At 60.1% G+C, this 24,886-nt stretch carries 15 protein-coding genes, 1 tRNA gene, 2 rRNA genes and 1 pseudogene (1 of these 19 running past the window's edge); 13 read left to right on the forward strand and 6 right to left on the reverse strand.

Annotated features, from left to right (window positions below):
* The 8 genes from RB548_RS18830 to RB548_RS18865 form a co-directional block, all read left to right on the forward strand.
* A 23S ribosomal RNA gene (locus tag RB548_RS18830) occupies positions 1-2,605 on the forward strand (it extends 296 nt beyond the left edge of the window).
* A gap of 222 nt (positions 2,606-2,827) precedes the next feature.
* A 5S ribosomal RNA gene (gene rrf / locus RB548_RS18835) occupies positions 2,828-2,942 on the forward strand.
* An 89-nt stretch (positions 2,943-3,031) separates the two neighbouring features.
* Positions 3,032-3,108: transfer RNA gene (locus RB548_RS18840), tRNA-Met, on the forward strand.
* A gap of 352 nt (positions 3,109-3,460) precedes the next feature.
* A complete protein-coding gene (locus RB548_RS18845; RefSeq protein WP_040669324.1) occupies positions 3,461-3,784 on the forward strand; it encodes a transposase in 324 nt (107 codons plus the stop codon).
* Between the two features lie 23 nt (positions 3,785-3,807).
* On the forward strand, positions 3,808-4,125 hold the full coding sequence (tnpB, locus tag RB548_RS18850; RefSeq protein ID WP_158539472.1) for an IS66 family insertion sequence element accessory protein TnpB: 318 nt from the start codon (positions 3,808-3,810) through the stop codon (positions 4,123-4,125).
* Positions 4,126-4,199: 74 nt separating this feature from the next.
* Positions 4,200-5,798, forward strand: coding sequence for an IS66 family transposase (gene tnpC, locus RB548_RS18855; protein WP_331371316.1), 1,599 nt, complete (start codon positions 4,200-4,202; stop codon positions 5,796-5,798).
* Positions 5,799-5,883: 85 nt separating this feature from the next.
* A complete protein-coding gene (locus RB548_RS18860) occupies positions 5,884-6,165 on the forward strand; it encodes a hypothetical protein (RefSeq protein WP_331372728.1) in 282 nt (93 codons plus the stop codon).
* A gap of 798 nt (positions 6,166-6,963) precedes the next feature.
* A complete protein-coding gene (locus RB548_RS18865; protein ID WP_331372729.1) occupies positions 6,964-7,134 on the forward strand; it encodes a hypothetical protein in 171 nt (56 codons plus the stop codon).
* Between the two features lie 199 nt (positions 7,135-7,333).
* On the opposite strand, the gene RB548_RS18870 is transcribed toward RB548_RS18865, so the two are convergent.
* The 3 genes from RB548_RS18870 to RB548_RS18880 form a co-directional block, all read right to left on the reverse strand.
* Positions 7,334-9,178, reverse strand: a complete 1,845-nt coding sequence (locus RB548_RS18870) for a peroxidase family protein (RefSeq protein WP_331372730.1) — start codon at positions 9,176-9,178, stop codon at positions 7,334-7,336.
* Positions 9,179-9,688: 510 nt separating this feature from the next.
* Positions 9,689-10,063, reverse strand: a complete 375-nt coding sequence (locus tag RB548_RS18875) for a hypothetical protein (protein ID WP_331372731.1) — start codon at positions 10,061-10,063, stop codon at positions 9,689-9,691.
* Positions 10,064-10,127: 64 nt separating this feature from the next.
* On the reverse strand, positions 10,128-13,313 hold the full coding sequence (locus tag RB548_RS18880) for an ATP-binding protein (RefSeq protein ID WP_331372732.1): 3,186 nt from the start codon (positions 13,311-13,313) through the stop codon (positions 10,128-10,130).
* A gap of 429 nt (positions 13,314-13,742) precedes the next feature.
* Here RB548_RS18880 and RB548_RS18885 point away from each other — a divergent pair, with 429 nt between their 5' ends.
* The 5 genes and pseudogenes from RB548_RS18885 to RB548_RS18905 all read left to right on the forward strand — a co-directional run.
* Positions 13,743-15,347 carry an ABC transporter substrate-binding protein gene (locus RB548_RS18885; protein ID WP_331372733.1) on the forward strand — a complete coding sequence of 535 codons (1,605 nt, stop codon included), beginning with the start codon at positions 13,743-13,745 and terminating at the stop codon, positions 15,345-15,347.
* Positions 15,348-15,503: 156 nt separating this feature from the next.
* Entirely contained in the window at positions 15,504-16,520 is a 1,017-nt protein-coding gene (locus RB548_RS18890) for an ABC transporter permease (protein WP_331372734.1), read from the forward strand.
* Positions 16,517-17,359 carry an ABC transporter permease gene (locus tag RB548_RS18895; protein ID WP_331372735.1) on the forward strand — a complete coding sequence of 281 codons (843 nt, stop codon included), beginning with the start codon at positions 16,517-16,519 and terminating at the stop codon, positions 17,357-17,359. Before RB548_RS18890 ends, RB548_RS18895 begins: the two co-directional genes overlap by 4 nt.
* Complete coding sequence (locus RB548_RS18900) at positions 17,356-19,203, forward strand: ABC transporter ATP-binding protein (protein WP_331372736.1); 1,848 nt, start codon at positions 17,356-17,358, stop codon at positions 19,201-19,203. Before RB548_RS18895 ends, RB548_RS18900 begins: the two co-directional genes overlap by 4 nt.
* 253 nt (positions 19,204-19,456) lie before the next feature.
* Positions 19,457-21,070, forward strand: a pseudogene (locus RB548_RS18905) (PAS domain-containing sensor histidine kinase); the annotation flags it as partial.
* 46 nt (positions 21,071-21,116) lie between these two features.
* Here the strand turns inward: RB548_RS18905 and RB548_RS18910 are convergent.
* The 3 genes from RB548_RS18910 to RB548_RS18920 all read right to left on the reverse strand — a co-directional run bounded on the left by RB548_RS18910 (position 21,117) and on the right by RB548_RS18920 (position 24,816).
* The gene (locus tag RB548_RS18910; protein ID WP_331372738.1) at positions 21,117-21,740 is read right to left on the reverse strand and encodes a TetR/AcrR family transcriptional regulator; all 624 of its coding nucleotides are present in this window, start codon (positions 21,738-21,740) and stop codon (positions 21,117-21,119) included.
* A 92-nt stretch (positions 21,741-21,832) separates the two neighbouring features.
* On the reverse strand, positions 21,833-22,831 hold the full coding sequence (locus RB548_RS18915; protein WP_331372739.1) for an Ldh family oxidoreductase: 999 nt from the start codon (positions 22,829-22,831) through the stop codon (positions 21,833-21,835).
* Positions 22,831-24,816, reverse strand: a complete 1,986-nt coding sequence (locus RB548_RS18920) for an oxidoreductase (protein ID WP_331372740.1) — start codon at positions 24,814-24,816, stop codon at positions 22,831-22,833. Before RB548_RS18920 ends, RB548_RS18915 begins: the two co-directional genes overlap by 1 nt.
* Between the last annotated feature and the right edge of the window lie 70 nt (positions 24,817-24,886).

Raw genomic sequence — 24,886 nt, forward strand, 5'->3', positions numbered from 1 at the left:
AAAGGTATCTTATCTTGAATACATAGGGATAAGAAGCGAACGCAGGGAACTGAAACATCTAAGTACCTGCAGGAAAGGACATCAACCGAGACTCCGCAAGTAGTGGCGAGCGAACGCGGACCAGGCCAGTGGCAATGAGGAATGAAGTGGAACGACTTGGAAAGGTCGGCCGTAGAGGGTGATAGCCCCTTACACGTAGAACACTCATTGTCCTTGAGTAAGGCGGGACACGAGAAATCCTGTCTGAACATGGGGAGACCACTCTCCAAGCCTAAGTACTCGTGCATGACCGATAGCGAACAAGTACCGTGAGGGAAAGGTGAAAAGCACCCCGACAAGGGGAGTGAAATAGAACCTGAAACCGGATGCCTACAAACAGTCGGAGCCCGCAAGGGTGACGGCGTACCTTTTGTATAATGGGTCAACGACTTAGTGTGACATGCAAGCTTAAGCCGATAGGTGAAGGCGCAGCGAAAGCGAGTCTGAATAGGGCGTTTAGTATGTCGCATTAGACCCGAAACCGAGTGATCTAGCCATGAGCAGGTTGAAGGTTGGGTAACACCAACTGGAGGACCGAACCCGCATCTGTTGCAATAGATTGGGATGACTTGTGGCTAGGGGTGAAAGGCCAATCAAACTCGGAAATAGCTGGTTCTCCGCGAAATCTATTTAGGTAGAGCGTCGACCGAATACCCCCGGGGGTAGAGCACTGGATGGGCTATGGGGACTCACCGTCTTACTGATCCTAACCAAACTCCGAATACCGGGGAGTACTAGTCGGCAGACACACGGCGGGTGCTAACGTCCGTCGTGAAAAGGGCAACAACCCTGACCTCCAGCTAAGGTCCCCAAGTCATGGCTAAGTGGGAAAGGATGTGAGGATCCCAAAACAACCAGGATGTTGGCTTAGAAGCAGCCATCATTTAAAGAAAGCGTAACAGCTCACTGGTCTAATTAAGGGTCTTTGCGCCGAAAATGTAACGGGGCTAAAGCCATGCACCGAAGCTGAGGATTTGATCGCAAGATCAAGTGGTAGCGGAGCGTTCCGTAAGCCTGTGAAGGGATACCCGTGAGGGGTCCTGGAGGTATCGGAAGTGCGAATGTTGACATGAGTAACGATAAAGAGGGTGAGAGACCCTCTCGCCGAAAGACCAAGGGTTCCTGCTTAAAGTTAATCTGAGCAGGGTTAGCCGGCCCCTAAGACGAGGCGGACACGCGTAGTCGATGGGAACCACGTTAATATTCGTGGGCCTGGTGGTAGTGACGGATCGCTTAACTTGTCTGGACTTATTGGATTGTCCAGGCCTGGACGCGGTCCCGGGAAATAGCTCCACCTTATAGACCGTACCCGAAACCGACACAGGTGGTCAGGTAGAGTATACCAAGGCGCTTGAGAGAACTGCGTTGAAGGAACTCGGCAAATTGCACGCGTAACTTCGGAAGAAGCGTGACCTCATTGTGGGCAACCATGATGGGGTGGCACAGACCAGGGGGTAGCGACTGTTTATCAAAAACACAGGGCTCTGCGAAGTCGCAAGACGACGTATAGGGTCTGACGCCTGCCCGGTGCTGGAAGGTTAAGAGGAGGGGTGCAAGCTCTGAATCGAAGCCCCAGTAAACGGCGGCCGTAACTATAACGGTCCTAAGGTAGCGAAATTCCTTGTCGGGTAAGTTCCGACCTGCACGAATGGCGTAACGACTTCCCCGCTGTCTCCAACGCAGACTCAGTGAAATTGAATTCCCCGTGAAGATGCGGGGTTCCTGCGGTCAGACGGAAAGACCCCGTGCACCTTTACTATAGCTTTACACTGGCATTCGTGTCGGCATGTGTAGGATAGGTGGTAGGCTTTGAAGCAGGGACGCCAGTTCTTGTGGAGCCATCCTTGAAATACCACCCTTATCGTCATGGATGTCTAACCGCGGTCCGTCATCCGGATCCGGGACAGTGTATGGTGGGTAGTTTGACTGGGGCGGTCGCCTCCGAAAGAGTAACGGAGGCGCGCGATGGTGGGCTCAGAGCGGTCGGAAATCGCTCGTCGAGTGCAATGGCATAAGCCCGCCTGACTGCGAGACTGACAAGTCGAGCAGAGACGAAAGTCGGTCATAGTGATCCGGTGGTCCCGCGTGGAAGGGCCATCGCTCAACGGATAAAAGGTACGCCGGGGATAACAGGCTGATGACCCCCAAGAGTCCATATCGACGGGGTTGTTTGGCACCTCGATGTCGGCTCATCGCATCCTGGGGCTGGAGCAGGTCCCAAGGGTTTGGCTGTTCGCCAATTAAAGCGGTACGTGAGCTGGGTTCAGAACGTCGTGAGACAGTTCGGTCCCTATCTGCCGTGGGTGTAGGAATATTGACAGGATCTGTCCCTAGTACGAGAGGACCGGGATGGACATATCTCTGGTGGACCTGTTGTCCTGCCAAGGGCATAGCAGGGTAGCTATATATGGAAGGGATAACCGCTGAAGGCATCTAAGCGGGAAACCCACCTGAAAACGAGTATTCCCTTGAGAACCGTGGAAGACGACCACGTTGATAGGCCGGGTGTGGAAGTGCGGCAACGCATGAAGCTTACCGGTACTAATCGTTCGATCGGCTTGATCGTTCCCATTGCTCATGCTCATCGAAGATGAGCTTTTTGTCCTCACGCTGTCGGCCTTCGGCCTTCGCTGCGGACGGCGCGCGCCAAAAGGCGCGACGCGCTCTGCGCTTGCGGCCTTCGGCCGAAGGCACAGACAAAGACGTGTTCAAAACGAAGTGAAAACTTCACCAGCTTCTCGATTAAAGTTTGCTCCCCGTCGGGGAGCAAATGCTTGCGCTTTGCCGACCTGGTGGTTCTGGCGGGGTGGCTGCACCCGTTCCCATTCCGAACACGGCCGTGAAACGCCCCAGCGCCGATGGTACTTCGTCTTAAGACGCGGGAGAGTAGGTCGCTGCCAGGTCTGCAAAACGCAAGATTAAACCAAACAAACATCTTCTCGCACATACGCCGGCAACCGGCATAACAACACCGAACCAATACCCAGGATAACGCGGGGTGGAGCAGCCCGGTAGCTCGTCAGGCTCATAACCTGAAGGCCGCAGGTTCAAATCCTGCCCCCGCAACCAATTCCTAAAAAGGCTGCCACACAAGTCGTCTCTCAGAGACGCTCCTCCACATAAGTGTCGAGGAGCTTTTGTTTTTTGGCCTCCGTGTCCAACTCCCCCAGCCCTGAACAGCTCTTCCAACCCGGTGTGATACGACCTTCCGACTTCTATATCTGGCAAAAGCGGTCGTGAGGCTGGCGCAATAAGGAGCTCCCGATGTGATTGTTTCACAGTAAGCGGTGCATTGACCGTAAGCGGTGCATTGACCCCGTCTGGCGATAGCGGTGGATCGGGTTTATTCGTGTGAGCTCAGGGAATGAGCTTGGTATGAATTGCTATGTCTGAACCTATGTCCGAACATAGAACGTTCCATATGATCGAAGCCGTTGCGGGTCGCCTGGAGGGCGCGCCGCGAGAGGTTCGACGTTGGTCAAATGAGTTGAAGGCTCAGGCGGTAGCCGAAAGCATGGAGCCAGGTGCGAGCGTTTCTGCGATAGCGAGGCGCATAGGGATCGACCCATCGCAATTGTTCACGTGGCGGCGCAATGCCCGACTGAAAGCGGAGGCTGTTGTTGATACGGCTCGGGGCGAAAGCTCCACCGCGGACATCATGATCGGCGACGCTGTGATCCGGGTGAATGTCGCGATCGACGAGCCACATCTCGTCAGGCTGATCCGCGCGGTACGCTCTGCATGATACCGGCTGGTACGAAGGTGTTCTTGGCCAGTCATCCCGTTGACTTCCGCAAAGGTCCAGACAGTCTTTTGGCGCTGGTGCGTGATGCTGGAAGTGATCCCTTCAATGGCTCGCTCTACGTTTTCCGCGCCAAAAGAGCAGACAGAATAAAGATCGCCTGGTGGGATGGCTCAGGCGTCTGCCTATATTCGAAGCGGCTCGAAAAAAATCAGTTCGTCTGGCCGAAGATCGGACCGGCCCGCGTGCAGCTCAATCACGCGCAACTGCTTGCACTCGTTGACGGCATGGACTGGAAACGGGTCCGCTCGGCTACGGTGAAACGACCGGAATTTGTTGGGTAAAAGCCCTGCGGCAGAGTGAATCAGGCGGCTGAAACTGAGGGTAAATCTCGCCGAAACATGCTCTACATAAGGGCATGAAACCAGCCGATCTCGAGCTTCCTGATGACGTTGATGCGCTGAAAGCCATGGTCATGGCGATGGCAGCAAAGGCTGCGCGCGCCGATGTTCTGGAAGACGAAGTCGCTGATCTGAAGGCCCGCAATACGGACGCGGACGAACAGATCGCCAAGTTGAAGCTGATCCTCAAAGCTTTCAATCGATACAGGTATGGCCGCCGTTCGGAAAAGCAGGGCAAGTCCATCGAGGCAGACCTGGACGAACAGGGCGCGTTTGTCTTCGAAGAAATCGACATTGGCATTGCCGCGATTGAGGCGCTGGTTTCCAAGGGCCGCAATCCAGGCGCTGCAAAGCGTGCGCCGCGCCCGCGCAAGGGCTTCCCGCCGCACCTGGAGCGGGTCCATGTAGTCATCGAGCCGGACGAACTGCCCGAACACGCTGGCAAACAGAAGGTCCTGATCGGGGAAGATACCTCCGAGCGGCTTGATGTCATTCCGCCGAAGTTCCGGGTGATCGTCACCCATCGCCCGAAGTATGCCTTCAAGAACGAAGACGGCGTCATCCAGGCCTCAGCCCCGGCGCATATCGTCGAAAGCGGCATTCCGACGGAAGCGCTGCTCGCCTATATCGCGGTCTCCAAATATGGCGACGGGTTGCCGCTCTATCGACAGGAGGCGATCTTCCTGCGCGACCATGTCGAGGTCGAGCGCGGTATCATGGCGCGGTGGATGGGTAAGCTCGGGTTCGAACTCGAGATCCTCGCGGACTACACCTTCAGCCAGATCAAACGAGGTGAACGAATATTCGCCGACGAGACGACATTACCGACACTTGTTCCCGGATCGGGGTCGGCAAAGACAGCGTATTTATGGGCGTACGCGCGGGACGATCGACCGTTCGGCGGCAGTGGTCCGCCGATGGTGGCCTATCGTTTTGAAGACAGTCGATCCGGCGATTGTGTCGCGCGGCATCTCGAAGGCTATCGCGGTATCCTGCAAATCGACGGATACACTGCCTATAACCGTGTTGCCCGCCCCGACCGCGGAAACGACGGCGCTCTATTGGCAGGATGCTGGGCGCATGGTCGCCGTCGGTTTTACGAACTGCACGCGAACGACAGTTCCAAGGTGGCAACGGCGACAATCGAAAAGATGGGCGCACTTTGGTCGATTGAGGAAAAGGTGCGCGGACAAAGCCCCGATGTTCGCGCAGCCGCCCGCCAGGAGGCCTCCGCTGCAGTCGTTGCCGATCTCTACAAACTCTGGCAGGACACGCTGCCCCGCATCTCTGGAAAATCAAAGCTCGCCGAAGCCATTCGCTATGCCCTTCATCGACGGGAAGCCTTCGAACAGTTCCTCCATGACGGGCGCATCGAAATAGACTCCAACATTGTTGAGCGTGCAATCAGACCCCAGGCAATTGTTCGGAAGAACAGCCTATTTGCCGGAAATGCAGGGGGCGGAAGGACTTGGGCCACACTCTCTACGCTCATCCAGTCCGCCAAGATGAACGAAGTTGATCCGCTGGCCTGGCTGACGCAGACGCTTGAGCGTATCGCCGCAGGTTGGCCATCAAGCGATCTCGACGCTCTGATGCCCTGGAACTTCAAGAAGTAACGGCCTCACGTCACCGCTTACGCTGGTGGCCGGGCGTCTTGCCGATCACCAGCTTCTGGATCAGATCGCGAACGACCGGCGTTAGATGCTGCTTCGCCAGCTCGTTGCTGTTGTTGCGTGCCTGAAAGGTCAGGCGGCGGATACCGATCTCGACATAGGCCGGATTGAACTGCACCCTTACCCTGGCGATCTTCTCCTGAAAATCTTCGGCCGGCTGTTCGGCGTTCGCGACTTCCTGCGCCAGCTTCTCCCGTGCGACTTCCAGCTCGTCGAGCTGATCATCGAGCGCCGGCAGGCGCGGCCCGCCCTCGGCACACTTATCGACCGCCTTGGCAGCTGGCTTAGGGGTTGTATTTATCTTTACTAAATTACCTCTTGATGTATCATCGTTGCGGTGTCGGCTGCTTGGGGGATAAGATGATGCGCAGCTCGCTTCCTGCAGGTTACTCCTGTTGCTACTCAGCCCAGACCAATCTCATTCTGAACAGCACAACATCTCTCGAGCCGTCTTATTCCTAGTGCAGAATTAGGCTCATTTGGCGCGAATGACATAGTCGACGAGCCGTTTGATCTCTTGCTCATGAACCCGGGGGAGTCGCCCGGGAGTGATTGGAGGTATGTCATGCCAGGCAGTTGGGATCTTAATCAGAATATCAACTTCGGCACGCATCGGGTCGAGTGGCCGACAGGTCCATTGGGACTCGAACCAGGCGAGACACCCAAGTGGGTCGAGGCGTGGGCTATGCAGAGCAGCACGGGCGCCAGTCAAAGGACCGCCCAGTGGACCGGTTGGGCGCCGAATTACGTGGTCTGGACTGCAGACGGTATCCCGCCCGGGTGGATAAACGGACAGTTCCAGCCCGGACCGGCATTGGGGATCTCGCTCCTGGCTTACGACTCCAGTGGTACTGATGAATTCTACTGGTGGCTTGAGGTAGTCAATTTGTATTAGCACCTCGCGGTAATTGGCGAGCGCGGCACTGCCCAAGCCGCAAAGCAGTTCTACAACGCCGAGTGATCCGGCATAGTAGGCTGCGGACGTGCATGACTCCCGCCGATCTCGTCGCATTCCTCTCGGAACGTGACGTTTCGCAAGTGCCAGGACATACGCATAGAAGTGACGTGGCCGTTCTACTTGGGTTTGATGATCAGATGGAGGGATGAAATGGCCGTTGACTATGAGTTTATCGAGCGTTTCGAGAAGGAGATCAAAGTCCTCAGGGACTTGCAGAAGGCGGCCGAAGACGCGATCGAAAGAGCCCAGAACCGGATCGAGAGAATGCGAAATGGGGAGTCTAAGGAGGACGTCTTTGGCCCTGTCCCGCCAAAAAAATAGGTCCGGCGGCTCAGGGTAGTGGTGGCTAGAGCGCCGTGCGTTCAAGTGAACGCACAAAGGACGCTCTAGCATTTTGATTCTGCCTCTAGCATTTTGATTCTAGAGCATCTTATCCGCTTTCAGTGATTCCACTTGAAAGCGGGATGCTCTAGCATCGCTCGGTGGAAGCGACCCAAAGGCAGTCGCAGTTGGGTTCTCTCTATGGTTGCGTTACCCCGGCGAAGGCCACCAGATCGGCCACAGTGAAGTTTCCAGGCGTGGACGAAGGAAGAATAGGTGTGAACCCGCCGGCGACGTTCAGGTAGGATGACGCATCCCGCTTCAGAATCCTGACAAACGTCTCCGCCACGATTCTGCCGCCGACTGGACCCAACTGATTTCCGCCGGCGAGGACGGCAGCCTCGCGAAGGACGTAATACCACAGAGGCGTCTTGTTCATCAGTAAACCGCCGCTGGAATTCAGCACAGCCACTTCGGCCGCCGGCAACCCAGATGTCAACTGCGCCGCGGTCATGGGCGCGATGCCGAATGAGTTGGCCATGCCCTGTCCGCTCGGCAGACCGAGAGCTAGAGCGCGCCGGAGGTTGCGCGTTGCCAGAATCGCCATCATTCCTGAGAATCCGGGCAACGATTCCAATCCGCCAGCCATGAAGCTGTCGATTTTCCGGGCCTTATTATGAACCGGTATTGGGACTCCTGTGTCAAAGAACGCGTTGAAGTCAACGACCCAGTTGGAAAAGACCGGCAGCCGCGGATTGCGATTGAACTCAAACACCTGCCCGAGTGTGGCGTTCGGGAAGTTGAAATTCACCCAGTACGTATCACGGACCATACTGTGGCCGAACCGATACGCTGCCACGGCGAACTCGACGGGCATTCGGAACGAGCTCCCGATGGGAGCAGAAACGCTCGCCATCGCGTTGTTCACGACAGCCGCTCCGCAGATTCTTTCCAGAAAGTCATGCACCACGGCCCATTGGTAGTGATGGGTCACGATTCGTTTGGCCTCTGCGAAGATGTCGCCCGCAAACGCTACTGCAACCAGCAGATCAACGACGGCATTATGGAAACGTAGCATAGCGTGCTGAAATTGCACGATGATCAGATTTTCGTCGTTGCGCGGATCACCGATCGCGGCAGTGTTCGTTCCCTGCATGCGGGGCACATCCCAGTTCGTCTGCTGGACCATGCCCGATGGGTTACCGCTGTTACTCGGGCCGCCTGGGCCAACAGGCGTGTTCGTACCCCTATGCAGCTTGATTGCAGTCGCTGGACCAGATGGAGGAAAAACGTAGAGAAACGGATCTAAACCAGGTCCGCGGCCGTAAACGGAATCCAGATCGAGCGCCGGGCTTCGCATGTTGTTGATCGTATTCGCATCGGTATCGGCGTCGAGAGTCGACGAGACGTCGAATGTGATGTCATGGTCCACAAATTGACCAAAATAAGTGAAGCCTGCCGGTATCGAAGACACGCCCGCATCAGCCGGATTGTGGGACCCAGGGTTGGGATCACGGCCGACATCTCCCATCATGTTACCGAGTTGGCCGAGGAGTGCTTGCGTCGCGACATTGAATGGCAACTTCGTTGCCGCGCGGGTCGCCGGTGACGACATGTATCCGAAACGGTCTGCACAGGCAGAACTCAGCCACGGAAACGGGAACCAGTTGAGCGGAATTTTAACGCCGTGAAAACGTCGAGTCCCGGGCTTTAGTGCGGGGATAGACTCTTTGACGTCTTCCGGTAACTCCTCCGCGTGAACGTCCGCTGGCTTGATGCGATTTGCGCTTGCCAAGAATTGCTCCAGCGCAACGGTGGGACTCAGATTCATTTCGGTCACGCGCTTTCGCAACTCCGACAGCACGATCGGCTTTGGGTTAACGAATCCGTTAGGAATCGATGTCTTCTCGAGAAATTCGCGAACTGGCTCGGGAATTTCGGAAGTTGCGGCGAGGTTGACTGTCTCAGCTTTTCGCTTAGTAGCCTTCGCTACACCGAGGCGCTTAGGGGCCTGTTTCGCGGGGGCTTTGTTTTTCGTGACCATGCCTGACCTCTTCGAAAATGATTTCAAGAAGTTGCATCCTCACCCAATGGGAAAGGGTCCTCAACAGATCGGGATTATCGGTTCGTGCTAGATATGAGAAAGGGACCTTCCAGCTCAGACTGGCGGGCGATGACGAAACGCGCTCCAGCGGACATCCCCTTGCCGCCTCCCTCTTGCCGCCTTCCAACAGTGTCACATCTTGACGAGCTTTCCGAGGCGGAGCCGGGTTGCGGCCGCGCCGCACGAGCACGCATGTGGGCGGCGCCAACGCACCTGTGTCACCAGGTTCCCGCTCGCAGTCAGCTGGACGCTGAGCCTAGCAAGTCCTCGGCCTCTTGGGAGACGCTGCCGACGTGACCAGCATCGACCTGTACCAGCGATCAAATCCGGATTCATCTCCGAGGTCTAAAGTGACTGCAGCCGTGGCGGTTGCAGAGCCATCGCCTATCGCAGTTCCGATGCAGCATCGTCGAATGTCCTGCACTCGACGCTACCAAATACCGCGATTGCCTATCCGTGCTCTTCGGCCGACGAGTGGTGGCCTGCGCCCGGGCCCCTTTCTTCGTCGCCCTTCAAGAGGATAGCCTCCGTCCAATGAAACGCCCTTGTCTCTCCGTTCGCTTTTCTCGTGACCATCAGCCCCATCGCGCTTGCCGCGCCGGACCGGAACCCGTCTCCAAAGTGATCATCATGGGGGTCCGGGTTCATCTCCCACCTTTTCCCCCGGAAGGGACCACCTAAGAAGGCCATGCAGGCGCCGCGCGGTTGCCAGACCCAGACATCGAGCTTCAACACCGTCTCGTCTGCCTCCAGCTCCAGGGGGCCGGCAGGTGAAATACATCCATGCTCGTCAATCGCCAATTCATCATCGAAGCTCCCGGGCATCGCATCCCCTCCGTTCCGAGTGGTCCACAGGATGTGCGGCTGAACCTGCCGCTGCCGTATGATCTCATGTTCTTACGATTTTCGCTAGGCGGAGGCGGGTCGCGGCCGCGGCGACCAGGTTTCCCTTCAGCTCGTAGAGATGCACCGCTTCGGACGCAGCGGCGACCGCCTCGTCGTATCGGCAGGACGCCTCGAGCACGTGCGACAGGTCGACCAGTGCATCCGCCCGCTCGTTAATGAAGTCGGTCGCTTCGGCGATCGTCAATGCTTCGCCCGCGAGCGCCTCCGCCTCCCGGATCTCTGCCCGCCGCGCGAGCACGCGTGCGCGCACGCGACGCCAGCGGATCTGCGTCAGTAGGTCGCCACTCGCACCCAGCCGGGCGCTAACCTCAGCAAGGGCCTCGGCCTCCGCGTCGCGTCCCTGTTCGAGGACCACCAAGGCGAGGGTCGCTGCCATCGTCGAACGGAACGCGCGCTCGCCCATCTCCTCGAGCGCGCGATACGCCGCTCGCGCGCTCTCCTCGGCCGCAGCCGGGTTCCCCGCGAGCAATTCGACGACGGCCTCGTGTTCAGAGCCCGCCAGGAAGAGCGTGCGGCCGAGGTCGACATAGATGGCCTTGCTCGTCGCGATCAGCTCGCGGGCGAGCGCGAAGCGGCCGACAATCGCGTTGAGGCATGCGAGCTGCCGGAGGATTACCCCCTCGGATTCGGGGCTCTCGCGCACCTCCGCGCACATCGCCTCGCAACGGCGGATACCCTCGGCGGCGGGCGTCGGCCCGAACCAGAGCATGGACGCAATCCACCTGAGGGACTCGTAGAGCTCATGCCGATCCCCTGCGCGCCGTGCATGTAGGGCCGCGCGCTCCCACGCCGCGGCAGCCGCTTCGCCGCGAGCCTTGTTAAAAAAATACCACGCCTCAAGCCGCCGTGCGCGGCACAGGCCGAGTTCATCCCCGAGACGCTCGAAAACCGGTGTCACCGTGGCCGCCGCCCGCGCCGCCTCCTCCAGCCCGCCTTCCTCGCCGTGCAGCGACCGGAGGAACTGCCGCTGAATGAGCACGTGCGACGCCAGGCGCTCATCCTTCGCGGCAGCAGCCAGGCGCTCCGCGTCATCGAGCGCGCGTCCGGCTTCGGCCAGCCGCCCGCTTTCGATCAGCGCGCCGCCCAGTTCGACGATCAGCGCTGCCCGCCGCGGATCGGCGGTTGGAAGTAGCCGGGAAACCCGATCGAGCAGGTTGATCGCCGCGGGCAGGTCGCTGCGGACGAGCGACCGCCGCCCGGCTGCCTCGAGCCGTTCGCACGCCCGGGCGGCAAGCGAGGCCGCGTGCACGTCGCGCGGGCCGAGCGCGACATGGTACAGAAAGGCCTGTTCGAGGTGATAACCGACAATCTCCTCGAACTCGCGTAGCCGGTCCTTGGCCGTTAGCTCGAGCCAGGCGGCGAAGCGCTCGTGCAGGTCGGCGCGCGCGTTCTTCGGCAGGGAGCGATACGCGGCGTCGCGGATCAGGACGTGACGGAAGCGATAGGCCTCATCGCCGACGAACGACGGCGCCTCCGGGCGGATTAGATCCCGGCGGACGAGTGCGAGCAAGCCGTCCTCGAGTGCGTCGAGCACGGGGCAGGCGAGCTCGTTGACAGCGCTCTTATGGAATACTGCGCCCTCGACCGCTCCAGCCGTCAGGATGACGCGCTCGACTGACGGGAGGCCGTCGAGGCGGGCAGCCAGAAGCGCGTTAATTGTCAAGGGGACCGGTAGCTCGGAAAGATCAGAGCGAGCGACCCAGCAGTCCTCATCGCGCCTAAGCAGCTCTTCATCAATGAGCATTGCCACGAGTTCTTCCGCAAACAGCGGGTTGCCGCCGACGGCGCGTGTGATCATCGACTCGACCGCGGGTGATAGCGGGAGTCGGTCGACCAGATTCGAGATCATGTCGCGGGATTCCGCTTTACTCAGTGGTTCAAGCGCGATCGTCGTCGCATTCGGCTTCCCACTTCCCCAATCGGGCCGCGTATCGAGCAATTCTGGTCGTGCAGTGCCGACAATCATGATGGGGAAACCGTGGGAGAAATCGACAAGATGCTCGATGAGGTCCAGGAATGTCGGCTCGGCCCAGTGGAGGTCCTCCACCACGATCACCAGCGGTCGTTCTCGTGCGACCACCTCGAAAAATCGCCGGACGGCCCAGAAAGTCTCTTCGCGGGTGCCTGGGTCTCCCTCGCCGAACCCGAGCAATGCAGCTATGCGCTCGGCGATGAGTTTGGCCTTGTTGACTCCGGCGAGGATTTCTGCAATCGCCGCCACGGACTGCTTGCCGGGGTCGTCGCCCCCAGCCCGCGTGATCTCCCGGACAATGTCCGCAAGCGGCCAATAGGTAATGCCGTCGCCGTAGTGCAGGCACCGGCCGTGCGCGACAATCATCTCGCTCGGAAGGTTTCCGGCGACTTCCGAAACAAGCCGCGATTTTCCCACGCCGGCCTCGCCCAGCACGGTCAACAGGTGGCAGGCTCTATTGCTGACCAAGTCACCAAATATCGTGCTGATCATCGCACACTGGCGCTTGCGTCCGACGAACGGCGTCTCGAAGCGGCGTTGAAAGCCAGCGGCTCTGGCGATGACGCTTACCACGATGATGGCGGGGAACGTCTCGCCGTGCTTGACCGCGCGCGGGCTGCTGGACTCTACCACAACGGCGTGGCGAACCAGCTTGAAGGTTGCTTCTCCAATCAGGATCTCGTTGGCCGCCGCGGCCTCCTGAAGACGCTTGGCAACACGCAGAGCTTCGCCAGTGAGAAATCGATGTCCCTCTCTGTCGATGCCGGTAAAGACCTCCCCGGTGTTGAGGCCAATCCGATGGGCCAGCTGGACGCTCCAAACCGTCTCAAAGTCATGGTTGAGCGTCGCAAGTGTATCGCGCATCTCGACAGCGGCGGATACGGCCCGCAGGGCGTCATCCTCACGAGCCCGTGGCACGCCAAACACGGCCATGATCTCGTCACCGACGTATCGCTCCACGACTCCACCGTGCCGTTGGATGATGGAGGTCATCTCGTCAAAGTAGCGGGCGAGTAGGTCCTGGAGTGCCTCCGGATCGAGGGTGAGGCTAAGACGTGACGAATCTACGATGTCGGCGACGAGAATAGTTATCGTCTTCCGAACGTCTTCTGCCGGCTTTCGCTCCGTCCCAGGCCCGGTCATCGCAATACCCTCGGCTCCCGTAAGACTCCGGCTTGGTCGTCTGATCACCGCCATGCCTCCAACTCACGCCGCTTCGGCTCCGGACGAGTGTTCAAGCTTGCATGGGTTCCGGGATGAACTCCATGTGAGCCTTCGATCTGTTCTGGGTTTTGGGTATGCTAGCACCTGTTCCCTCAGCGCTCCAGCCGCCCGCGTGACTGAGAGAAGCGCCCGCCGCGTCGGATAAACCAGAAGCCTCCTCCCCACTGCCAATAGGAAGGCGATCATGACCTCATCACCCTGACAACCATGCAGCATCCACCTCGATGCTATGTTTCGGAGCGCGAGGATCCGCTAGCTCGCCCTCGCCAAAATGGTTCACGGCCTAGCTAGGCTGTGGTCGCGGTGGCGAACGGCTACCTCCTTTGCACAAGCGACATTGATTGCGAATTGCGTAAAATTCAGTCAGCCTGTGCGTCAGGATTTTCACCAAGGGAGGGGCAAATGGCAATCGGGTTGACACGGCGTCGCATTTTAGTCGCTGGAATGACGCATGCCGCCTTCGTCTCCATCGCGGGAACCTTCGCGATAGCGCCTTCGGCAAAGGCAGACGAGCAGATTGAATCGATCACGTGGGCGCTGCCTAGCATCCCCGAAACGCTTTTCATTCCGCATGCTTGGATGACCTACGCTGGCGCGATCATGTCGCTTGTCCAGGAAGGACCGCTGGCCATCGGCGACGATCTCGCTCTTCAGCCCGCATCGGCCGACAGATGGGAGGAGGTTAATCCGACGACGGTCAAATATCACTTGCGAGGCGGCGTCAAATTCGGCGACGGAAGTCCGCTCACCGTTGACGATATTGTCGCCACGTTCAAGTATCACATGAGCCCGGATTCCGGCTCACAGCTTGCTTCGTTCTACAATTCGGTGGCGACGGTCGAGGCGACGGCTCCCGATGAGGTGACCGTCAAATTGAAGGCACCGAACGTGCAGTTCGCCTTTACGCCCGCCCATATGGCGGGTTTCGTGTTCAAGAAGGAACAGCTCGCAGACAAGAAGATCGGAACGCCCGAGGTTCTCCCACTTGGGACCGGCCCCTACAAGCTTGTTGAATTCGTTCCGGCAGATCGTGTCGTCCTCGAGGCTCGCGACGACTACTGGGGAGCGAAGCCAGTCGTTAAACGGATCACCTTCCAGGCGATCCCAGATCGCTCGGCTCGGCTTCTCGCCATGCAGCAAGGCGAGATCGACGGTACCTTCGATCTCGCCATCTCCGACATCGACCAGTGGAAGGCGCTAGGTAACGTCGACGTCGTCGCCACGCCGTCGCTCGGCGTATACTTGCTGACTCTGGACCATTCGGCGCCGCCGTTCGACGATATCCATGTGCGCCGTGCAGTTGCCTATTCGGTGGATCGGAAAGGCCTGGTCGCAGCCCTTCTCAAGGGTAACGGCGAGGCAGCGACGGCATTGAACCCGCCCGAAATCTGGTCGGGAGTGCTGCCTCTTGACGAGGTTCGCGCCTTCTACGCTACGTTGATGCCGAACTATGCGTTCGACTTGAAAAAGGCGAAGGCCGAGCTTGCGCAATCCAGCCATCCTGACGGCTTTGACGTCACCATTCCAGCGTCGACTGCCGATCCTTACATGGTCAACATCATGCAGTCAGTGACGGAGAATCTAAAGCAGATAGGTATCCGCGCACACATACAGGAGATCGACAACAACACCTGGTTCACGAACTACATCAACCACGACAAACTAGGCATGCAGATCATGGCGTACTATCCGGACTTCGCCCACGCGGCCAACTATCCCTCCCTCTTCTTTTCAAGTGCGAATGCTAAGAAGGACGGCATGAACGGCTCGAACTTCAACAACCCCGAAGTCGACGCGAAACTGGAGATCGCCAACGAGAACGCCGACCCGAACGCGCGTGCCGATGCGTTAAAGAAAGTGTTCAAGATCGCCAACGAGGAAGTCGCCGTTGTGCCGATCTTCTGGCCCGCCTCGGCAATGGCGATCAACAACAAATACAAGCTCACCGGCTACACTGCCTTTTGGTACAATATTCCGTGGGCGGTGCGAGGTTTCGGCCTAAAGTAAAGAGATCACGAGGCCACTTGGCGACGGCCATTTTCATCGTTTTCGCCGTAGCGACTGCTCGGCGTTCAGCAATTGCTCGGCTCGACAAGCCGACGACGCCGACATATAGTTCGTGGAGACAGGAACCGATGCACCCCGAACGGGAGCACCAGCTCGATGCATAGCGCCGCACCATCGACTGGTTCGACCGCTACCTCGGGTGGCGCAGGTAACGGCTCGAGTCTCGTCGTCTTCGTCATGCGACGGCTCGCCGTGACGATCCCACTCCTCCTTATAATCTCCTTCGGCGTCTTCGCCCTGGTTCACATCGCACCAGGCGACCCGGTGCGCTCCCTGCTTGGCGCACGCGCCCCAGACCCGGCAACGGTCGCAGCCATTCGCGCGCGTTACCATTTGGACGATCCGTTCCTTGTCCAATATGGCAAGTGGCTGTCGCAGGTGATCCGAGGCGATCTCGGCGTCTCCATCCAGGGCAACCGGGCGGTGACGAGCACCATTGCGGATCGGCTCGGCGTCACCATCTTCCTCAGCTTGATGAGCACTATTCTTGTTCTCGGCCTCGGTATCCTGCTCGGTGCGGTCGCCGCCTTCCGCCGTGGCACGCGGCTCGATCGGGCCGTCGTCATGTTCAGTGTTTTCGGCATCAGCTCTCCGGCCTTCGTCACTGGCATTTTCCTTCTCTATCTCTTCGGCGTTCTGCTGCACTGGTTCCCGATCTTCGGTCCGGGAAAGGGATTCCTCGACCGTGCCTGGCACCTGGCGCTTCCGGCGCTTGCGCTTGCGACCTCGGTCATGGCTATCGTCGTCAAAATCACGCGCGCGGCGATGATCGAGGAACTGGCCCGAGACTACGTCACGTTTGCGCGGGCGCGCGGACTAAGTTCGCGTCGCATTTTGTTTGCCTACGTGCTCAGGAACTCCCTCATTCCCGTGGTCACGGCCGCAGGGCTCATCGTCGTCGGCATCGTGGCCGGCGCGATCTACGTCGAGGTCACCTTTTCTTTGCCAGGTCTCGGCGCCTCGATGGTAGATGCGATCCAGAAGCGCGACATTCCGACGATCCAAGGGACCACTTTGCTTTTCTCTGCCTTCGTCTTGCTGGTCAACCTCGCGGTCGACGTGATCTATACGCTGATCGACCCGCGCATCCGTTTCGGCAGAGTCGAGTCATGAGCGCCCAAGCCACTGGCGCGACGCGACGGACGAAGCAGCCATTGCGCGTTCCAATGGGCATTCTCATTGCTGCGCTGATTATCACGGCGGTGGTGATCTGCGCCGTTCTTGGGGAAAGGATTGCCCCCGATTCGCCCTTCCTCCAGCGTCTCGAGGTCGGCGATACGCTGTCTTCCTCCGTCCACATTGCCGGAACGGATCTACTCGGCCGCGATGTGCTGTCGCGCGTGATCTACGGTGCGAGAACCGCCTTGGTCGGCCCAGTTGTTGTCGCCGCCGGAGCTTTCGCGATCGCGACCCTGCTTGGCCTTCTTTCGGGCTATCTCGGCGGTCTGGTCGATTCGGCGATCATGCGCTGGGTGGATTTCATGTTCGCGTTGCCGGTGCCGCTCGTGGCGATCGTCGTCGTCGGCGTTGTGGGAGGCGGATACTGGACCGCCGTCCTCGTCCTGGTCATCCTTTTCACCGCCCCTGATACGCGCATCGTGCGGAGCGCGGTCCTCGAGCAGCGGCCACTTCCTTATATCGACGCCGCGCGCACTCTCGGCATCTCGAAGACGCGTATTCTGTTCGTGCACATCCTCCCAAACATCGTGCCGATCATCCTCGCGTATGTAGTCCTCGACTTTGCCTTCGCGCTGGTCAATCTCGCCGGGCTGTCGTTCCTCGGCCTCGGCGTTGAGCCCGGGACCCCTGACTGGGGTCGGATGCTCTTCGAGAACCGCAATATCCTCTTCTCCAATCCGGTTGCACTGCTCCTGCCCGCAGCAATGATCATCCTGACCGCGGCCAGCATGAACCTCGTCGGCGACTGGCTGTTCGAGCGGTTTGCAGAGTGAACACGGCCGTGGCGCGCGCAGGTCAGGAAGGTCCGCTCCTCAAGGTCGAGGGGCTAGCGATCTCACATGGTGCCGTGCCCATTACGATGCCCTTGGACATCGTGGTGGAGCGGGGCGAGACCATTGCGATCGTCGGCGAATCCGGGTCCGGAAAATCGCTCACGGCACGGGCAATCGCCGGCATATTGCCGCCAGGCATAAATGCCACAGGCGCCGTCACGCTCGACGGCGTCCCCCTGATGCGGCTTGCCGAGAGCGAACTCCGCAAGATCCGCGGATCTCGCGTGTCGATGCTTATGCAGGATCCGTTCACGATGCTGAATCCGCTCATGCGAAGCGGCGACCACATTGACGAGATGCTGCGCGGCCGGCCCGAATTCGCCTCGCGCGCCGCAAGATCGGATGAAGTGAAAAGACGCCTCGCAGAAGTCGGCATAGTCGACGAGGATGTAGCCCGCCGCATGCCATTCCAGCTGTCTGGGGGCATGTGCCAGCGCGTCGCACTTGCCGCCGCTCTTGCTCGCGACCCGGAGCTGCTCATTGCCGATGAGCCCTCGACCGCGCTCGACGCAACGACTCAGGCGGAGATCATCAAGCTCCTGCGTCGTGTCCAGCGCGAGCGACATATGAGCCTCATTCTCATTACCCACAACCTGCGGCTCGCGTTCTCGACCTGCCAGCGCATCTATGTGCTTTACGCCGGCTCAATGCTCGAAGTCGGCGACGCAGCAGCTGTCGAGCGTCAGCCGTTCCATCCTTACACCTTGGGACTTCTGCTCTCGGAACCGCCGGTCGATATTCGCGTGCCTCGGCTCGTCGCGATCCGGGGCTCCGTGCCGCGCGCGGCCGATGTTGTCGACTGCTGTGGTTTCGCTGACCGCTGCGACTGGGCGAAGGAGAGTTGCCGCGCTGGCAAGCCGCCGCTGGCCGCTCGCGATGCGAGCCGGTTCACTGCATGCATCCGTCAGGACGAGATCCAGGCCGAACTCGACGCTCGGCGCACTGCGGCGCTCTCGGCGGCGCCGATAGCCCCGCGTCGGGGAGAAACCGCTGGGTCACTCGTTCGCGTCGACGCGCTCGTCAAGACATTCGTGGGCGGGCGGGGCCGTCCGATCTGCGCCGTAAAGGACGTGTCGCTGCACATTATGCCCGGGGAAAGCGTCGGCCTCGTCGGCGAATCCGGCTCGGGCAAGACCACGCTCGGGCGCTGCCTCGTCGGCCTCGAAACTCCGACTGACGGCGACATCCGTATCGACGGCATCCGGGCAGCGGATTTCGGCGCTATGGCCAAGGCGGACCGCGCCCGCGTTCGGCGGACAATTCAGATGATCTTCCAGGATCCGTATTCGACACTAAATCCCAAGCATAGCGTCGGTCAGGCCCTGAGCGAGGCACTCTGGGCGTCGGCGGGCGCTACCAGCCCAGCGACGCCGGAACGGATCGCGTCGCTGCTGGCGGAAGTCGGCTTGTCTGCCGCGTACGCCACGCGCCGTCCGAAGTCCCTCTCGGGCGGCGAGCGCCAGCGAGTCGCCATCGCACGTGCACTTGCTGTCAAACCGGCAATCCTCGTTTGCGACGAACCAGTATCTGCCCTCGACGTCTCGGTGCAGGCGCAGGTGCTCAACCTATTTAAGCGCCTGCAAGTCGAGCGCGGGCTCTCATATCTCTTCATCACGCACGACCTTGCTGTCGTCCGCCAGATCACCGAGCGCATTTATGTCCTCTACCTTGGCGAGATCGTCGAGGAGGGGCCGACGGAGAGGGTCATCGGCAACCCGCAGCACCCGTATACACGTCGCCTCGTTGAATCGATCCCGCGTTCGGCCATTCAACGTACCCCCTGACGCAACACTCGCAGATTGTCGACGACGCGCTCTCCGAAGGCCAATCAATGGCTGCCGTCACGGCGAGCGACAAGATCGGATTGAACCACCGCCGCACTCTGCAGCGCCGCCACGATCTTCTTGCCGTCTTCCCGACGGTCCGAGTTCCTCCGATCTCTCATGGCGTCGTCGCCTCTTGACTGGTAACGGTCATTACCGTACGTATTAAGGGTAACGCCAATTACCGGAGGTCGCCGTGGCGCAACCCGACAAGAAATGGCTCGGAACATCGATCGACATCGACGGCTGCAGACAAACCAAAGAGGCGTTGCGCGAGCGCGAGCGGGAGCTCTCGCAGCTGATCGACATGGTTCCGGGCCAACTCTGGCGATTGACGCCCGACGGCGAGCCAACCTTCTTCAACAGGCAGATGGTGGACTTTCTCGGCTTGGGCGTGGGGGACACGGACAGACCGGGCATGAGCCGACTGGATGCGTTCGTACAGGCCGTCGTCCATCCCGACGATGCCGCCAAGATGGCGGACGCGCTCGACCACTGCCTCGTCACCGGCGAGGACTTTTCCATGCGGCATCGCTTGCGCCGCGCCGACGGCGTCTATCGCTGGATGTTGTGCCGCGCGGAGCCGATGCGGGATGAGGGCGGCCGCATCGTCCAGTGGTACGGCCTTTGTCACGACATTGACGATCAGATGCGCGCCGAAGAGGCGCTGCGGCGCAGCGAAGGGAAGCTTCGGGAGCTGATCGACGCCTTGCCGGTCCACATCTGGAGCTGGACGCCCAAAGGAAAGCTGTCGTACGTCAACAAGCGATGCCTGACCTATCTCGGCCTCTCCGAGGCGAACTTCGAGGATCTCGCAGGAGTGGTGCAAGAACTGGTTCATCCCGAAGACGCTTCTGAGGCGCAGCGGACGGCAGCGAACTGCATCAAGACCGGCGACGTCTTCCGTATGCGGTATCGCCGGCGTCGAAGAGATGGCGTCTATCGCTGGAGTGAGGGCAGGTGCGAGCCTTTGCGCGATCAGGACGGAAAGATCGTGCAATGGTACGGCGTTACTGTCGATATTGACGACGCCGTGCGCGCGCAGGAGGAGTTGCGCCACGCCCGGGAAAATCTCGCCCGCGCGAGCCAGGCGGCGAGCCTTGCCGAACTCTCCGCGTCCATCGCGCACGAGGTCAGCCAGCCGTTGACGGCCGTGATTACCTCCTCCAACGTCTGCCAGCGGTGGCTTACAGCGGAACCGCCAAACATCGAGCGGGCGCTGAAGACCCTGGAGCGCATCGCTCGCGCTGCAAATGCCGCGGCCGACGTCGTAGGCCGCGTCCGCGCCCTGTTCAGACAATCCGTGGAAACGAGGGACCCGATGGCGCTTGCAAGCCTCGTCGCGGAGGCGCGCGACCTCATGGCCGAGGAGGCCGCGCGCCGTCGAGTCCGCATCGATATCGAGGTCGAAAACGAGCTTCCGCCCGTCGTAGTCGATCGCATCCAGGTTCAGCAGGTTCTGATCAATCTCGTGCGCAACGGCCTGGAGGCAATGGAGTCCGCTGCAAGCGACAGGGTCCTTCGGATGTGCGTGCGGCGATTGGGGGGCGTGGTCCGGACCGAAATCAGCGACCGCGGCCCGGGCATCGAGTTTCCCGACAGGATATTCGAGCCCTTCTTTACGACGAAGGGGCACGGCATGGGCATGGGGCTCGCGATCTGCCGTTCGATCGTCGAGTCCCACGGCGGGCAATTATGGGCGGAGAACAACGAACCGCATGGAGCGACGTTCATCTTCGCGCTGCCGGTCGACGCGACGATGGCGCCACTTTCTCAAGGCGGACCCGATAGCGTCGGGCGCCCTTCAGACGCAGAAAGGTCGCTGTAGCATCCCTGAGCCGGCTGCGATTTTAAGGACACCTTGAATAGACGTCCTAACCGTTGTGGCGAGGTCGGACTCCGTTCAGGAAGACCTCCACGGCGGAAGCGACCGCCTCCCGTGCCTCTTCGTCCGTCGGCGGCGGGCGGAGTGCAAGGATGACCTGAAGAAGGTTGTCGCGGATCATGCCGACAAAGTGCGCGGCCAGGCGCGGGCAATCGTCAGCCCGAATTTCCCCTCGTTCCCTGGCGAGTTCAAGGACCTCGGCAAGCCGGGACGTGGCCCGGCCCGGCCCCTGTTCATAGAACGCCTTCACAAGATCAGGGAAGCGATTGGCCTCGGTGATGGCGATTCGGTAAATGCCGATCAAGGTGGATGACATGTAAAGGCCCATGAGACGCTGACCAAACGCCGTAAGCGTCTCCTCCACGTCGCGTCCTTCGATTTCCTCGATGACCAGGGTCGACAGCAGCTTGTCTGCACTCTCGGCGACCAGGGCCGAGAACAGGCCCTCCTTGTTGCCGAATTCATTGTAGATGTTGCGCTTCGATCCGCCGGTACGTTCGATGATCGCGTCGATGCTCGTCGCTGCATAGCCTTGCTCGAAAAAGACCTCGGCCGCCGCTTGAAGAAGGGCTTTCCGGCGGTCTTTTACCCGCCCTGACTTTGCTTCAACCACAGATTTAAATCCCTCCCAATGATGCACCATTGTGAGTGGTAATGCGAATTACCGTCTATGTCAATGGTGACAGTCAATCGACACGAGCTCGACTAGATGTAGCTCCTGATGGCGGTCAGGATTTTTGCATCCAAAGTGATGAAGTCAGCACCGTTTTTCGCCGCCGGGGATGATCTTCGGCCCGGAATATAAACGCCGAACTGCTCGAGGCGCTTGACCTGTCCGGCGACGCGAGCGCCGAAGTCCTCTCCGATCGCGTCCGGCGACAGCGTGACAATGCTCAAGCCGGTACCAGGACACTCGGTTCCGGATCTGAAGTCTGGCGCGTCGAGTGACCAGGACGCGCCCGACAGGCCCGCCGCCAGGATCTCGACCATCAAAGCAATGTTGGCTCCTCGAGGCCCGCCAAAGGCGAGCAACGCGCCTCGCAGCGCCTTGTTCGGATCGATGGTGACTTCGCCGTTTTCATCGGTGGCCCATCCCTCGGGAATAGTGCGCCCCTCTGAAGCAGCCCGGACGATGTTGACAAACGCCGTTGCGCTCGACGACTGGTCGATGACCAGCGGTCGCTCTGATCCCGACAGCGGAACACCGAAGGCCAGCGGATTGGTGCCGTAGACAGCCTTTGCTCCCGGCGTCGCAGCCACCACCGCAGGACTGTTGGCCACCGCAAGCGAGACCAGCCCATCGAAGGCCAGGCGCCTGACGTAGTATCCCAATTCTCCTGCCGTATAGCTGTTCTTCTGTGTGAAGATTGCCGCGCCGAAGGTGCGGGCGCGGTTGACGAGATCCTCAAAAACGAGGTCGAAGCCGAGCTGGGCGATTCCTCCATTGGCATCCGAGTGAATAAGGGCCGGAAGCCGATGCACGATGCGGGGGCTGGCACTCCCGTCAATGCGGCCCTCTCGGAAGCTCTGCAGGTAGTCCAGGAAATGTGGAAACCCCAGTTCCTCGCGGCCGACCTCGATGGCAGACAGCGTCGCGTCCACGAGCGACTTCGTCATCAAATGGCTGGCACCTGCGGACAGGCAGGCTTCGGTCGCGAGCGACCGGGCCTCGGCAACGGACAACGTGATCCTCTCGACTGTCATTAGAGCTCCAATGCAACCTTCCTGCCTTCATAGAAGGCATAAGGCGCCTGTCGTGGGGCCGCGCAATCTCCGATTTGATGGAACGCCAGATCCTGACCCTCCAGATCTTGGGCCAGCCAGTTGGCCGACATATTTGTCGTGGCGAGGACGAGACAGTCTCCCGCGACGAAGGATTGTTGCCCGGTATTGTGGTCGACAACCGTTGCGCCGTTCCCGTGCCATTCGGCGACGCTGACTTCGAGCAGCCAGTTGACGTTGAGCCTGCTCAAGATTCGCCGAAGCGGCACGTCGGCCGTCGTTCGCTGGAGTTCCTTGCCGACGAACGGGTCCGGCGAGAGAATGGTCACCTCGTGGCCGTCCTCGGCAAGCTTCCAGGCCGTGCCGCAGCCCCGCCAGCCACCGCCTTCGTCGAGGAGCAGAACGCGCTTTCCGGGTCTTGCTTGACGCGCCATGACGGCCTCGACGGTGAACACGTTGCCTTTCTCCATTCCAGGCAGTGTCTCGACCGCGGGCAGGGCCTTCTGAAACCCGGTTTCCGGTGAAAAGGAGCCTGTCGCAAGGATGACGGAATCGGCCCCGTAGTCCGAAATCTCCGATGCCTCGAGATAACAGTTGAGACGCACCTCGACCTTCAGCTTGTCCAGTTGGCGTTCATACCACTGAATGAGATCGAGGATCTGCCCGCGACGCGGCTGCATTCCGGCGAGCAGGAAGTTGCCGCCGAGCCGGCTCGAGGCTTCCACAAGGGTAACCCTATGCCCTCTCTCCGCCGCGACCCGCGCGGCCTCCAACCCTGCCGGCCCACCGCCCACGACCAGGATCTTCTTCGGTTCGGCAGTCCGGGTAAAACGGTCGCCGCCCCATTCAAACTCCCGTCCGGCGGACGGGTTGATGAGACAGCTTATCCAGTAGTCGCGCGAGCGTCGGCCCCAACACATCTGATTGCAGGAAATGCATCCCCTGATGTCGTCCGGGCGATCGTCGCTTGCCTTTCGAGCGAGATGCGGATCGGCGATCTGGCCGCGGACGATGGACACCAGGTCCGCCGCACCTTCACCGAGTACGGTCTCGGCATTTTCCGGCGTTCTGATATGACTCTCGGCAATAACCAGCGCCTTCTTCACGGTCCGCTTGAGCGTCGCCGAGAGGTCGGCTCCGAGTTTTTCGGGGTAGAGGAAGGTGGGCATCAGCTTATGGAAGTCCAGGTAACCGCCGGACCCGCACGTGACGTAGTCGATCAGCCCGAGCTCGTCATGGATGCCGACGATCGCGGCAAGCTCCTCCCTGGAGAGCGCGACGCTGTAATCTGGCTCGTCGCTGACAGCGAGTCCGACGATGAAATCAGGCCCGCAGATCGCCCGGATCCGAGTTAGGATCTCTCGTGACATTCGCGTGCGGTTTTCCAAAGAGCCGCCCCAATCGTCGTCCCGGCGGTTCGACCACGGCGTCCAGAATTGATCGACCATGCCGAGGTAGGCGGCCCAGACCTCGACGCCGTCGAAACCCGCCTCCTGGCAGCGGCGTGCCGCCTGGACGAAGCCGTCGACCGTTTCCCAGATTTCCGCCTCGCTCATCGGATGCGAGCCATCGCTGTCATGATAGCTCGGAAGACCTGACGGCGACCAATGCGGGTGATAGGAATTGTCCGAATCGCCGTGAGCGCCGACATGATAGAGCTGCTGGATGGCGACAGCGCCATTGTCCTTGATGGCGGCGGAAACCTTTCTGAAATGCGGGATCACGCTGTCGTCCGAGGGGCGAAAGTTCCCACGCGTCAGCACGGCGGCGGGATGGACCGGCATGGGTTCCACAACGATCATGGCTGCCCCGCCGATCGCCCGCTCGGCGTAGTACGCCGCATGCCGCTCGGTCGGAAGGCCGCCTTCGGCCATGTTCGCCGTATGGGCTCCGAAGACGATCCTGTTTCTCAAGGTGCGCCCACCCAGTTTGATGGGGGAGGACAGGTGCGGGAAGAGCTTGGACATCAGGATTCTCCGGCAATGGGAATGGGAGGCGCGCTGGTCTTCGCGTCGGGTCTTGCGAGTGCTTGCCGGC

The sequence above is a fragment of the Sinorhizobium chiapasense genome, assembly GCF_036488675.1.
Classification (GTDB): Bacteria; Pseudomonadota; Alphaproteobacteria; order Rhizobiales; family Rhizobiaceae; genus Sinorhizobium; species Sinorhizobium chiapasense.